This is a genomic window from Alcanivorax sp., from assembly GCF_002726155.1.
Taxonomy (GTDB): Bacteria; Pseudomonadota; Gammaproteobacteria; order Pseudomonadales; family Alcanivoracaceae; genus Alcanivorax.
In genome coordinates this window covers 80474-92820 of the sequence record NZ_PBSH01000036.1, presented here as the reverse complement: position 1 = coordinate 92820, position 12347 = coordinate 80474, and the positions used below count along the sequence as shown (strand labels likewise).

The 12347-nt window shown below is 58.2% G+C and carries 11 protein-coding genes; 6 read left to right on the top strand and 5 right to left on the bottom strand.

Annotated features, from left to right (window positions below; translation table 11 throughout):
* Positions 1-39 precede the first annotated feature (39 nt).
* The 4 genes from CL546_RS11220 to CL546_RS11205 all read right to left on the bottom strand — a co-directional run bounded on the left by CL546_RS11220 (position 40) and on the right by CL546_RS11205 (position 4102).
* Positions 40-813, bottom strand: coding sequence for an enoyl-CoA hydratase/isomerase family protein (locus tag CL546_RS11220; RefSeq protein ID WP_290494994.1), 774 nt, complete (start codon positions 811-813; stop codon positions 40-42).
* A 49-nt stretch (positions 814-862) separates the two neighbouring features.
* The gene (locus tag CL546_RS11215; RefSeq protein WP_290494992.1) at positions 863-2470 is read right to left on the bottom strand and encodes a carboxyl transferase domain-containing protein; all 1608 of its coding nucleotides are present in this window, start codon (positions 2468-2470) and stop codon (positions 863-865) included.
* Between the two features lie 77 nt (positions 2471-2547).
* Positions 2548-3711, bottom strand: coding sequence for an isovaleryl-CoA dehydrogenase (locus tag CL546_RS11210; protein WP_290494990.1), 1164 nt, complete (start codon positions 3709-3711; stop codon positions 2548-2550).
* The gene (locus CL546_RS11205; protein ID WP_290494988.1) at positions 3704-4102 is read right to left on the bottom strand and encodes a MerR family transcriptional regulator; all 399 of its coding nucleotides are present in this window, start codon (positions 4100-4102) and stop codon (positions 3704-3706) included. Before CL546_RS11205 ends, CL546_RS11210 begins: the two co-directional genes overlap by 8 nt.
* Positions 4103-4225: 123 nt before the next feature.
* Here CL546_RS11205 and CL546_RS11200 point away from each other — a divergent pair, with 123 nt between their 5' ends.
* From CL546_RS11200 to CL546_RS11175, 6 genes are all read left to right on the top strand, one after another.
* A complete protein-coding gene (locus CL546_RS11200) occupies positions 4226-6529 on the top strand; it encodes an efflux RND transporter permease subunit (RefSeq protein WP_290494986.1) in 2304 nt (767 codons plus the stop codon).
* Positions 6530-6671: 142 nt separating this feature from the next.
* The gene (locus tag CL546_RS11195; protein WP_290494984.1) at positions 6672-8813 is read left to right on the top strand and encodes a response regulator; all 2142 of its coding nucleotides are present in this window, start codon (positions 6672-6674) and stop codon (positions 8811-8813) included.
* The gene (locus CL546_RS11190; protein WP_290494983.1) at positions 8810-9502 is read left to right on the top strand and encodes an NAD(P)H-binding protein; all 693 of its coding nucleotides are present in this window, start codon (positions 8810-8812) and stop codon (positions 9500-9502) included. Before CL546_RS11195 ends, CL546_RS11190 begins: the two co-directional genes overlap by 4 nt.
* A 39-nt stretch (positions 9503-9541) precedes the next feature.
* On the top strand, positions 9542-10024 hold the full coding sequence (gene rraA, locus CL546_RS11185; protein ID WP_290494981.1) for a ribonuclease E activity regulator RraA: 483 nt from the start codon (positions 9542-9544) through the stop codon (positions 10022-10024).
* Positions 10025-10121: 97 nt separating this feature from the next.
* Entirely contained in the window at positions 10122-10532 is a 411-nt protein-coding gene (locus tag CL546_RS11180) for a CBS domain-containing protein (protein ID WP_290494980.1), read from the top strand.
* 57 nt (positions 10533-10589) lie between these two features.
* Positions 10590-11171 (top strand): DUF805 domain-containing protein, encoded by a 582-nt coding sequence (locus CL546_RS11175; RefSeq protein ID WP_290494978.1) that lies wholly within the window; start codon positions 10590-10592, stop codon positions 11169-11171.
* Positions 11172-11361: 190 nt separating this feature from the next.
* Here CL546_RS11175 and CL546_RS11170 read toward each other — a convergent pair whose 3' ends face one another.
* Positions 11362-12342, bottom strand: a complete 981-nt coding sequence (locus CL546_RS11170) for a malate dehydrogenase (protein ID WP_290494976.1) — start codon at positions 12340-12342, stop codon at positions 11362-11364.
* Between the last annotated feature and the right edge of the window lie 5 nt (positions 12343-12347).

Sequence of the window (12347 nt, the reverse complement as noted above, 5' to 3'; positions counted from 1 at the left end):
GGTTATCGCGCCGCCAGCGACGCTCCTACGGATAGTGGGTCAGATCCAATTCGGTTTCCGTTTTTCCAGAAAGGCGCTGAGCCCTTCCTGACCTTCTTCGCCAGTGCGCAACCGGGCAATGAGGGCGGCAGTGTCATTCAGCATGGCGTCGTCGATAGCCCCATCACTGACGCGGGCAATCAAGGCGCGGGTTTCCACCTGTGCCAGCGGGCCGCCACTGAGCAGGGACTGCACCAGCGCATCAACGGCACTGTCGAGAGCGTCTTCGCTGACCACGTCATGGACGATGCCGATCTGCTGGGCGCGGTCAGCAGCAATCACTTCTGCGGTCATAAAATAGCGATTGGCCTGGCGAGGGCCCATGGCTCGCACCACGTAGGGGCTGATCACCGCCGGCACAATGCCCAGCTTCACTTCACTGAGACAGAAGCGTGCATTGTCTGCCGCTACGGCCATGTCTGCTGCGCAGATCAACCCCAGCGCCCCGCCAAAGGCAGCGCCCTGGACGCGCGCGATCACCGGCTTGGCACATTGATCAATGGCCTGCATCAGCGCAGCCAGACGCAGAGCGTCTTGCTGGTTCTGTTGCGCGTCCAGTTTGCCCATGGCACGCATCCAGTTGAGATCGGCACCAGCGGAAAAATGCTTGCCGGCAGCCTGTAACACCACAACGCGCACGCTGTCATCGTCGCCGACTTTTTCAAACGCCTCGGTCAGCGAGGCAATAATGATGTCATCGAAGGCATTGCGCTTATCCGGGTTATCCAGCGTAATTCGGGCAACGTGTCCTTCGATATCTGTCGTAACACTCATGTCTTTTTCTCTTTGGCCGTGTTGCGTGAAGCGTGCAAGCGTCTCTCAATCACATCCTGAACACGCCATAACGTGTCTCTTCAATGGGAGCGTTAAGGCTGGCGGAAATGGCCAGGCCCAGCACGTCACGGGTATCGGCGGGGTCGATGACACCGTCGTCCCAAAGGCGGGCGCTGGCATACCAGGGCTGTGCCATCTCTTCATAGCGTTCGGTCATGTCCGCCTGGAATTGTCCTGCCTCTTCATCGCTCCATGCCTGGCCTTTTTTCTTCAGTGAGGCCTGTTTCACCTGGGTAAGAACGCTGGCTGCCTGTTCGCCGCCCATTACCGAGATGCGGGCGTTGGGCCACATGAACATGAAGCGCGGATCATAGGCGCGGCCACACATCCCGTAGTTACCGGCCCCGAAGCTGCCGCCGGTGATCACGGTGAATTTCGGCACGGTGGCGCAGGCCACGGCGTTGACCATTTTGGCGCCATGCTTGGCGATGCCTTCGGCTTCGTATTTCTGACCGACCATGAAACCGGTGATGTTCTGCAGGAACAGCAGGGGAATCTTGCGCTGGTTGCACAGCTCGATGAAGTGCGCGCCTTTCTGGGCGGATTCCGAGTAGAGCACGCCATCGTTGGCGAGAATGCCCACCGGGTAGCCATGGATGCGGGCAAAGCCGCACACCAGGGTGGTGCCGTAGCGGGATTTGAATTCGTCCAGTTCCGAGCCATCCACTATGCGTGCAATCAACTCGCGGGCGGGCATGGGTTGGCGGGTGGTTGTAGGGATGACGCCGTACAGTTCCTGCGGGTCGTAGGCGGGGGCCTGCACGGGCAGGCGCTTGACCTGATCGGGCTTGTGCCAGTTCAGGTGGGCAATGCATTGGCGAGCCAGCTCAAAGGCATGGGGTTCATCTTCGGCAAGATGGTCAGCCACGCCGGACTGCTCGCAGTGCAGGTTGGCCCCGCCCAGGTCTTCCGCTGTCACCACTTCACCGGTGGCGGCTTTCACCAACGGCGGGCCCGCCAGAAAGATGGTGGCCTGTTCTTTCACCATGATCACTTCGTCGGCCATGGCGGGCACATAAGCACCGCCGGCGGTGCAGGAACCGAGCACTACACTGATCTGCGGAATGCCGCGGGCGGACATGTTGGCCATGTTGAAAAAGATGCGACCGAAGTGTTCGCGGTCCGGGAATACCTCGTCCTGACGGGGCAGGTTGGCGCCGCCGGAATCCACCAGGTAAATACAGGGCAGACGGTTTTCCGCCGCCATGGCCTGGGCGCGCAGGTGTTTTTTCACGGTGAGCGGGTAATAGCTGCCGCCTTTTACCGTGGGGTCGTTGGCGACGATCATGCATTCCACGCCTTGCACCTGACCGATACCGCCAACGCAGCCAGCGGCGGGCACGTCTTCACCGTAAACGCCTTCGGCGGCTAACGCGGAAATTTCCAGAAACGGGGAGCCGGGGTCGAGTAGCAAATTGATACGCTCGCGCACCGGCAACTTGCCGCGCTCACGCAGCCGCTGTTCCGCCGCTTCGCCACCGCCATGGGCAATGTGATCGAGTTTGTCCTGCAGTTGCTGACGCAGCTGCAGGTTATGTTCCCGGTTGGCCTGAAAGTCCGGGCTGTTGGGATTGATCTGGCTATTGATCTTGGGCATAAGATTCCTCGCTTACACGCTGCACGCCTGCGCGCACCATGCTGGAGGGCGCGTGCAGGCGTGGTGCGTGCGGCGTGTTAGCGTGTCTCGTTAAATAACTCGCGACCGATGAGCATGCGGCGGATTTCGCTGGTGCCGGCGCCGATTTCGTAGAGTTTGGCGTCACGCAGCAGGCGGCCGGTGGGGTACTCGTTGATGTAGCCGTTGCCGCCCAGGGTCTGGATCGCTTCCAGTGCCATTTTGGTGGCGTTCTCGGCGCAGTAGAGAATGACGCCGGCGGCGTCTTTACGGTTGGTCTCGCCGCGATCGCAGGCCTTGGCGACGTTGTAGAGGTAACTTCGGCTGGCGTTGAGCATCACGTACATGTCGGCGATCTTGCCTTGCATAAGCTGGAATTCGCCGATGGCCTTGCCGAACTGCTTACGTTCGTGGACATAGGGGACGACCACATCCATGCAGGCCTGCATGATGCCGGTGGCTCCACCGGACAGTACGGTGCGTTCGTAATCCAGTCCGCTCATCAGCACCTTGACGCCTTCACCTACGGTTCCCAACACGTTTTCTTCCGGGACCTGGCAATCTTCGAAGACCAGTTCACAGGTGTTGGAGCCACGCATGCCGAGCTTGTCGAGTTTCTGGGCCTGGGAAAAACCGGCAAAACCCCGTTCTACGATAAAGGCGGTGATGCCGCGGGGGCCGGCGCTGGTATCGGTTTTGGCGTAGATCACATAGGTGTGCGCGTCGGGCCCGTTAGTGATCCACATCTTGTTGCCGTTGAGTACATAGTGGTCACCTTGCTTGTCGGCCCGCAGCCCCATGCTGACCACATCGGAACCGGCACCGGGTTCACTCATGGCGAGGGCGCCGATATGGTCGCCACTGACCAGTTTGGGCAGGTATTTCTCGCGCTGGGCATCGGTACCGTTGAGGTAGATCTGGTTGACGCACAGGTTGGAGTGGGCGCCGTAGGACAGGCCAATGGACGCAGAGGCCCGGGAGATCTCTTCCATTACCAGGGTGTGGGCCAGGTAGCCCATGTTGGCGCCGCCATATTCTTCGCTGACGGTGACCCCGAGAACCCCCAAATCACCGAGCTTCTTCCACATCTCCAGCGGGAACTGGTTGCTCTGGTCCACCTCGGCGGCGATCGGCGCGATTTCTTTTTGGGCAAAGTGGCGCACGCTGTCACGCAGGGCAACCAGGGTTTCGTCCAGGTCGAAGTTAAAGCTGCTGTCAAACATGGTCGGGTTTCTCCAAAGCGGTAAGGGCGTCTTCGCAGCGCTGGTCGGCGTCGTCCAGCTCCTGCTGCAGTGCCTGAATATCTCTGAGTTGCTGGTTCAATTGTTCCCGGCGTTGCTGAATCTTGTCTTGCAGGGCCAGTAGCTGATTGCGGTTATCGCCGCTGGGTTGATACATCTGAATCAGTTCCCGGGACTCGGCCAGGGAAAAGCCCAGCCGTTTACCGCGCAGAATCAGCTTCAGGGTCACCCGGTCCGCAGGGGAGTAGACCCGTGTCTGCCCGCGCCGGGCCGGATTGACCAGATTCTGGTCTTCATAAAAGCGAATCGTACGGGTGGTCACGTCGAATTCCCGGGCCAGCTCGCCGATGCTGTAGGTCTGTTTTTTGCTCATGGCGAAATCCTAGGGGAAGTTTACGTTAACGTAAAGTATGCGTTTTGGCCTTTTTGGTGCGTGACACCATGTTTACCGGTGCCTAGACTCCGGACTCAATGTCAGGGGACGGTGGGAATAACAATGAAAGAGACGTGGAGTCGCTGGGTGGTGGCGCACCCGGTGTGGGTGCTGTTTATCTGTATTGCGCTGTGTGCCGCCATGGCCGCCGGCCTGCAGAATTTCCGCAACAATAATGATCCGCGTATTTTCTTCACTCAGGAAAACCCGGATTTCAAACGGTTCGTGGCGCTGGAAGACAGCTTTACCGCTAATGAGGTGGTGCTGTTCGTGGTGCACCCGAAAAGCGATCAGGTGTTTGAAGCGCAAACTCTGGAAGCGATCGAGTCTCTTACCGACGACGCCTGGACGCTGCCTAACTCCACCCGCGTGGATTCCCTGACCAATTTTCAGCATACCGAGGTCGAAGGCGACGAGCTGTATGTGGCACCGCTGGTGGAAGATGCTGAGCAAATGACTCCGGCCGCCATTGCTTACGCCCGTGATGTCGCCTTGAAAGAGCCGGCACTGGTCGGGCGGCTGGTCTCTGACCGGGGGCATGTGGCCGGTGTTGTCGCCACGGTGACCATGGATGAGGGCAATACCGAAGCCCCGGTGATTACCGCCGCCGCCCGCGATATGGCGCAGGCCTACCGGGAGCGGTATCCGGATATCGAGTTTATGGTCACAGGCACGGTGGTATTTTCCCAGGCCTCCGCTGACGCCACCGAGCAATCCATGGCCACCACCTTGCCGTTGGCCTTTGTGGTGATGCTGCTATGTCTGTGGCTGATTTTGCGCAGCGGCATGTTTGTGGTGGTGACGGTGATGGTGATCGGTTTTTCCATCGCCTCTGCCATGGGGGTGGCCATGTGGCTGGGGATCGAGTTTTCCCCCATCGTGGGCATGGCCCCGGCCATGATTCTGACTCTGGCCGTAGCGGATTCCGTACACATCCTCGCCAGTTATCGACACGAATGCCTGGAAGGCAAAGCACGGGCGGCGGCCATGCTGGAAAGCCTGCGCATCAACATGCAGCCGGTCTGGTTGACCAGTTTTACCACGGCCATTGGCTTCGCCATCCTCAATTTCTCCGAATCTCAACCGTTCCGTGCGCTGGGCAATGTGGTGCTGATCGGGGTGCTGCTGGCGTTTGTGTTCTCGGTGATTTTGTTGCCGGCGCTGGTGATGCTGTTGCCGCACCGTATCGAACCCGGCAAGCAGCGGGATTTTGCGCCCCTGATGGGCGCTCTGGCCGGGCACCTGAGCCGCCACTTCAAGCCTTGGCTGCTGGGCATGTCGGTGGTGGTCGTGGTGCTGACCGCCTGTATCGGGCTTAACCGCATCAATGATGTGTTCAACGAATACTTCGATGAGACGTTTGAAGTGCGGCGGGTTAATGATTTCGCCATGAACAATCTTACCGGCATGCACCGTATTGATTACGCCGTGCATTCCGGCGAGTCCGGCGGAGCCATGGAGCCTGCCTATCTCCAGCACATTGATGATTTGACCGTGTGGCTGGAGCAGCAGGATGAGGTGGTGTACGCCACCGCCTATACGGATGTGATCAAACGACTCAACCGGGACATGCACGGTGGTGACCCGACCTGGTACCGGATTCCTGAATCCCGGGAGCTGATTTCCCAGTACACCTTGCTGTATGAGCTGTCGCTGCCCCAGGGGCTGGGGTTGGAAGACCAGCTGGATATCGACAAGGAGCAGGCCAGGGTGATTGTGATGCTGGAGAATATCGGCTCGCGCCCGGTGCTGGAATTCAATGACCGGGTAGAAACCTGGATGCAGGATAACTGGCCGCAAGCCATGCAAACCAAAGGCACGGGCATGGATATCCTGTTCGGCCGGGTCACCATGCGCAATATCCAGAGCATGCTGAGCGGTGCATTGATTGCGCTGGTCAGTGTGTCGGTGCTGCTGATTATCGCGTTGCGCTCTGTGCGCTATGGCATCTTGTCCCTGTTGCCGAATCTGTTGCCCGCGGCCATGGCATTCGGCCTGTGGGGGCTGGTGAATGGGGAGATCGGCCTGGCGGTATCGGTGGTGGCCTGTATGACGTTGGGGATCGTGGTGGATGACACGGTGCACTTCCTGAGCAAGTACGTGCGGGCCAAACGCGAATTGGGGCTCAAAACCGAACAAGCGGTGGAGTACGCATTCCGTACTGTCGGTGTGGCGCTGGTGGCCACATCGGTGGTGCTGGTGGCGAACTTTGCGGTTATCGGGACCAGCCATTTTTACCCCAATTCCAGCATGGGGCAGTTGTCTGCGATCACCATCGCCATGGCACTGATTGTGGATTTCTTCTTTTTCGTGCCACTACTGGTCGCGCTGGACCGTCGCAAGCGGACTGGAGGCAGCGTGCAATAGGCTCTAGCCAGTCTGATGAGGCGGTGTTAACGTAGCGCGAAACCGGTGAAATCCAGTTTCTGCGGAACAAAATACAGTGCCATACAAGAAAGATCGAAAGGTTCTTAAACGCGTAGATTACGGGGCCGCCAAGAACTCCTTGATGGGAGTCCTGGCGGCCCTTCTGGTTTATGCGCTTGTCTTTGCCTGGGGTCAGGTCTATCAGAGCTTCGAGCTGGAAGCGCTGATAGGCGGTGGCGCCGTCCTGTTGGTTACCGCCTATCGGCTGTGGCTGGTGGCGCGTTTCGATGCCCTCTATGGGGCTGGCCCGGCGCGCTGGCGGCGTCTGTTCGGGGTGGGGTTGGCATTGCATGCCTTGTTATGGGGGCTGCTGCCAGCCTGGTTAATCTGGCGGCTGGGCACCGGCTTCAATTTCTTTGTGGTGATTCTTTATAACGTGGGCGTGACCACGGCCCTGGGCAGCTCCTGGATGGCCGGGCTGCGGGTTCGGCAGGCTTATATCGTGTTGATGTTCCTGCCGACGCTGGCGGTTTTATTGTTTGCTGGTAGCTTGCATGACTGGGTGCTGGCGGCCCTGATTGGCTCGTACGCGTTCTATTTGTTCCGGCTTTATCGAGGGCAATACGAAACGTTCTGGCATGCAATGACGCGCGAGCGTCGAGGACCGCTGGATCGTAAACAGCCGGTGCGCAGCAGTACCGAAGTCCAGCTCAGCCTGGTCTATCGTTTGGCCCATGAACTGCGCACGCCAATGAATTCCCTGATGGGGATGATGTCGTTGCTGGAAGACACCCGCCTTAACGATGAACAGAAAGACTACCTGCAGGTGGCAGGGCAGAGTGGCAAGTTGTTGCTCACCTTGATTGATGACGTGCTGGATTATTCCCGCATCCTTTCCCGACGCATTACCCTCAATTCGGATTATTTCGATTTCCGTGCGGCGATTGAGCAATCGCTGGAAGCTTTTGGCCCCATGGCGCAGTCATCCGGACTGGAGCTGAGCTGCGTGATCGACCGCATGCTGCCCAAGCGCATCCGCGGCGATCGCGAGCGCCTGATGCAGGTGCTCAATAATCTGTTCAGCAACGCTATCAAATTCAGTGAGCGGGGCGAAATTCGCCTGGACGTGGATTTCACCGTGGAAGGGGAAAGTGGTGGCGTGTTACGCGTGCGGGTGAGCGATCAGGGGGCGGGTATGGATCCGGAAACCCTGCGTCATCTGTTCCAGGATCGCTTTATCGAAGATGGTCAGGACGTGTACAGCAGCCACCACACCGGCTTCGGGCTGCTGGTCTGCAAGGGCCTGATTGACGCCATGGGCGGTGCCCTCGGGGCGGAAAGTGTCCCGGGTGAGGGCTCTACCTTCTGGTTCACGGTTCCGGTGCAGATGCAGCCGGACATGCGTGAAGCGCAGAGCCTGATACGGGCACTGGATGGTGCCCAGGCGGTGGTTGTCGGGGCTGCCTCAGGTACCGTTGCCAGCATTCAGGAAGAGCTGGAAGCGCTGGATTGCCAGGCATCGTCGGCCAAGGGCTACGATCACGCCTTGCAGGCACTACGCGCTGGCCATCGCGAGCAAAGTGATTTCGATGTGTTGTTTGTGGATACCTGGTCGCGGCCCGAGTTGGCATTGAATCTGTGTCGCAATGTGCTCGAAGACCCCTCGCTGCGACCGGTGCGCCTGGTGTTGCTGGCGACTATTGAAGAGCGCAGCCATGCGGCGGTGCAGCAGCTTATCGATAAACATGACCTGGTGGTGCTGGTACGCCCGGTTCACCGCACCGTGTTGCGCCAGGGGCTGGCGCGGCTGGTGGGTCTGCAACGGCAAATGCCGGTGGGGGATGCGCCACTGCAGACACCGGAAGAGCGCCAGCGGCGCAAACGTTTCCGGCTGATGCTGGTGGAAGACAACGAAGTGAACCAGCTGGTAACCCGGGGCATGCTAAGCAAGCTGGGATTTCAGGTGAAAACGGTCAGTAACGGGGAAACCGCGCTGGCGTTGCTGGAACAGGAACCGTTCGATCTGGTGTTGATGGATTGCATGATGCCGGAAATGGACGGTTTTGAAGTGACCCGGCGCTTGCGTGAAATTGAGCAGAACAAGGCGAGTCTGCGCACACCGGTTGTGGCAGTGACGGCCAATACGGCGGAAGGGGTTCAGGCCCGTTGTCTGGCTGCGGGCATGGATGATTTTCTTGCCAAGCCGGTGCATCTGGATGCGCTGGAAACGGTGTTACGACGCTGGCTGCCAGAGCAGCCAGCTAGAGACGAGGAAGAACAATGACAAGAAAAGCCTTGCTGCTGGGGGCAACCGGGCTGGTCGGTCGTGATTGCCTGGAAAACCTGTTGGCCAGTGATGATTACGAACGGGTATGCGTTTTGACACGCCGACCGTTATCCGTGGAGCACCCCAAGCTGGATGTGCATGAGGTGGATTTCGATAATATCGAAGCCTGTCAGTCGCAGTTTCAGGTGGACGATGTATTTTGCTGTTTAGGCAGCACCATGAAGAAGGCCGGTTCCCGGCAAGCGTTCCGTCATGTGGACCACGACCTGGTGGTACTGGCGGGTAACATGGCCCGTCGTGGTGGCGTGCAACGATTTCTAGTGGTGTCGGCAGTGAATGCCAAAGCCCGCTCGCCGTTTTTTTATTCGCGAGTAAAAGGGCAAATGGAGCGTGCGCTCATGAAGCTCGAATTGCCTTTGTTGGCCATTTTGCAGCCATCGTTGCTGCGCGGCGCACGTGAAGACAAGCGCCCGGCTGAAGACTTGGGCAACATCGTCAACCGCATTGTAGAGCCCCTGACACGCTGGACCGACGCCCACTGGTTGCCCGTGGATAGCCGCAAGGTAGCGGATGCCATGGTAGGCATGGCATTGGTCGGCCCGGATACAGGGTTGTACCGGTTGCGTTACCGGGATTTTTTGGTCTTCGCCGGTAAATTCCGCGAGAAAGTGACCCGAGCCGACTGAGCTCTGGTCGTAACCTGAAAGAAAACCGAAGGAGTCAGTATGACCTTTGTGACCTGCGATCTTTGTGATGATAATGCGGACAGTGTCTCCGTGGTAACCGGCCTCAACTGGCTCAGTTACGGTGGCCGCTCTGCCTTTGGCGGTGAAATCGTTACGGTGAAATGTTTTGAAGACAATAGCCGTGTCAAAGAACATCTGGGCACCGATGGCAAAGGCAAGGTGCTGGTGGTTGATGGTGGCGGTAGCCTGCGCAATGCGTTGATCGGCGACATGATCGCGGAAAACGCGGTGAAAAACGGCTGGGAAGGGGTCATCATTTACGGTGCCTGCCGCGACGTGGATGCGCTGGCGACACTGGACATCGGCGTTATCACTCAAGGCTGTGTACCGATTAAGTCCGTTCGCCGCGACGAAGGGCAGCTGAATATCGACATCACCTTTGGTGGTGTGACGTTCCGCCCGGGCGAATTTGTTTATGCCGATAACAACGGTATTATCACTGCGCCGAAGGCGTTGGTGTAGCCTCAGCCATTAGCGATTCATGTCACGAATCCTGCTATAAAGAACAGCACACCCCATAGCCGGCATGATGCCGGCTACCACCGCACAGGGAAGAATTATGCTCAAGTCCATGCACGTGGCGGAGTACATGAGCCGCCGTCTGGTCACCTTTTCCCCCGATATGTCCGTGAGTGAAGCCATTCGTGTATTGCTGGAAAATCAGATTTCCGGTGGCCCGGTGGTGGATGATGCGGGCCGTGTGGTGGGGGTCTTTTCCGAATCCGATTGCCTCAAGGGAGCGCTGGAAGCAAGCTACCACGGCACCGAAATCGGTTCGGTAAAAGAGTATATGAGTGTGGATCTGCAGACCGTGGAAGGCTCGGATTCCATTCTCGATGTGGCAGAAATTTTTCTTGCGGATCATCGTCGGCGGTTACCGGTGTTGGACAACGGAAAATTGGTCGGCCAGATCAGTCGCCGTGATTTGCTGCGCGCCATGGATGACTTTGGTCAACACCATACGCCGTAGAGGCGACGTATTAATCTTTGATTGTTTGTTTAATCTTGAACCCCAGGGGGAGTACCTATGAACCAACCGTATCAGGCACCCAATGCAGATGTTGCTGTTGCCGGTAACCAGGAAACCTATCAACCCAAATTCCTGTCGCTGTCAGGACGCATCGGCCGTATGCGTTATTTCGTCTATGCCGCTGGCCTGACCTTATTGTTCTATCTGGTGCTGGGTGTCGCAGCTGCTGTTGTGATCCCGGGCATCATGAGTGCCGGTGACAGCGCCATTGGCGCAGGGGCAATGATCATGGGGCTGATCGCCACCGTGGCTTTCATTGGTGTGATGGTGATGAGCTGGGGCTACATGGTGCGTCGTCTCAATGACATCAACGCCAGTGGCTGGTTGAGCCTGCTCATGTTGGTGCCGATTGCCAACCTGGTGCTGGGTCTGGTGATGTTGTTCAAGCGCGGTAGCGAAGGCAGCAACCAGTACGGCGCCGCTCCGGTCGGTAATTCTGGTGGCGTAAAAGCCGCCTTTGTGATTGTGCTGTTGTTGATGGTGGGCTACTTCGGTGTGCTGTTCCCGATCACCATGGCCAACTATGCACAGTATTCACAACAGGCCCAGATGCAGCAGATGGATTATTCCGAATACTGATCGCGTTTTGGAATTGAGAAAGGTTCATCGCGGTATTGAGACAGAAAGAGTCGGTTAACGTTAGGCACAAAGCCATGGCATAGAACCACTCTTTTCGCGTGTTGCATGCTGCGTAAACCGTGTTGCAGCCGCAGAGCGGCACAAAAAAAGGGGCTCCTGAGAGCCCCTTTTTTATTTCCCGACCTGAGCCTTACGGCAGCAGGTGAGAAACGGCGTCACGTTCTTCCGCCAGTTCCTGCTCGGTGGCTTGCATCTTGCCACGGGAGAAGTCGTTGACTTCCAGGCCCTGAACGATAGTCCAGTCGCCGTCTTTGCAGGTGCAGGGGAAGGAGTAGATCAGGCCTTCCTGAATGCCGTAGGAACCATCGCTGTAGATGCCCATGGAAACCCAGTCACCTTCGTCGGTGCCCAGTGCCCAGGAACGCATGTGGTCCACAGCGGCGTTGGCAGCAGAGGCGGCAGAGGACGCGCCACGGGCCTTGATGATGGCCGCACCACGCTGTTGAACAGTCGGGATGTAATTGCTTTCGTACCAGTCCTGCTCGACCTGGTCGATAGCCACTTTGCCGTCCACTTCACAGTGGTGCAGATCCGGGTATTGGGTGGAAGAGTGGTTGCCCCAGATGAGCATTTTCTTCACGTCATTGACAGTTTTGCCCAGCTTGTTGGCCAGCTGCGCCATGGCACGGTTGTGGTCCAGGCGGGTCATGGCAGTAAACTGACGGGGATCGATGTCCGGCGCGTTGCGCTGGGCAATCAGGGCGTTGGTGTTGGCCGGGTTACCGACAACGAGAACTTTGATGCCTTTGCTGGCATTGTCGTTGATGGCTTTACCCTGGGCGGAGAAGATGGCTGCGTTAGCTTCCAGCAGGTCTTTACGCTCCATGCCCGGACCACGCGGACGAGCACCAACCAGCAGCGCGTAATCGGCGTCTTTGAAGGCCACGTTGGCATCGTCGGTACCGGTGATGCCGGCAACCAGCGGGAATGCGCAATCTTCCAGCTCCATGATGACCCCGTTCAGGGCTTCCAGAGCAGGGGTGATTTCGAGCAGCTGCAGAATAACGGGCTGGTCTTTGCCGAGCATATCGCCGGAAGCGATGCGGAACAGCAGGGAATAGCTGATTTGGCCAGCGGCGCCGGTGACGGCTACGCGTACGGGTGCTTTCATGAACA

Coding starts and splice junctions, on each gene's coding strand:
- CL546_RS11220 (WP_290494994.1), bottom strand. CDS start 813: ATGAGTGTTACGACAGATATCGAAGGACACGTTGCCCGAATTACGCTG.
- CL546_RS11215 (WP_290494992.1), bottom strand. CDS start 2,470: ATGCCCAAGATCAATAGCCAGATCAATCCCAACAGCCCGGACTTTCAG.
- CL546_RS11210 (WP_290494990.1), bottom strand. CDS start 3,711: ATGTTTGACAGCAGCTTTAACTTCGACCTGGACGAAACCCTGGTTGCC.
- CL546_RS11205 (WP_290494988.1), bottom strand. CDS start 4,102: ATGAGCAAAAAACAGACCTACAGCATCGGCGAGCTGGCCCGGGAATTC.
- CL546_RS11200 (WP_290494986.1), top strand. CDS start 4,226: ATGAAAGAGACGTGGAGTCGCTGGGTGGTGGCGCACCCGGTGTGGGTG.
- CL546_RS11195 (WP_290494984.1), top strand. CDS start 6,672: ATGGGAGTCCTGGCGGCCCTTCTGGTTTATGCGCTTGTCTTTGCCTGG.
- CL546_RS11190 (WP_290494983.1), top strand. CDS start 8,810: ATGACAAGAAAAGCCTTGCTGCTGGGGGCAACCGGGCTGGTCGGTCGT.
- rraA (WP_290494981.1), top strand. CDS start 9,542: ATGACCTTTGTGACCTGCGATCTTTGTGATGATAATGCGGACAGTGTC.
- CL546_RS11180 (WP_290494980.1), top strand. CDS start 10,122: ATGCTCAAGTCCATGCACGTGGCGGAGTACATGAGCCGCCGTCTGGTC.
- CL546_RS11175 (WP_290494978.1), top strand. CDS start 10,590: ATGAACCAACCGTATCAGGCACCCAATGCAGATGTTGCTGTTGCCGGT.
- CL546_RS11170 (WP_290494976.1), bottom strand. CDS start 12,342: ATGAAAGCACCCGTACGCGTAGCCGTCACCGGCGCCGCTGGCCAAATC.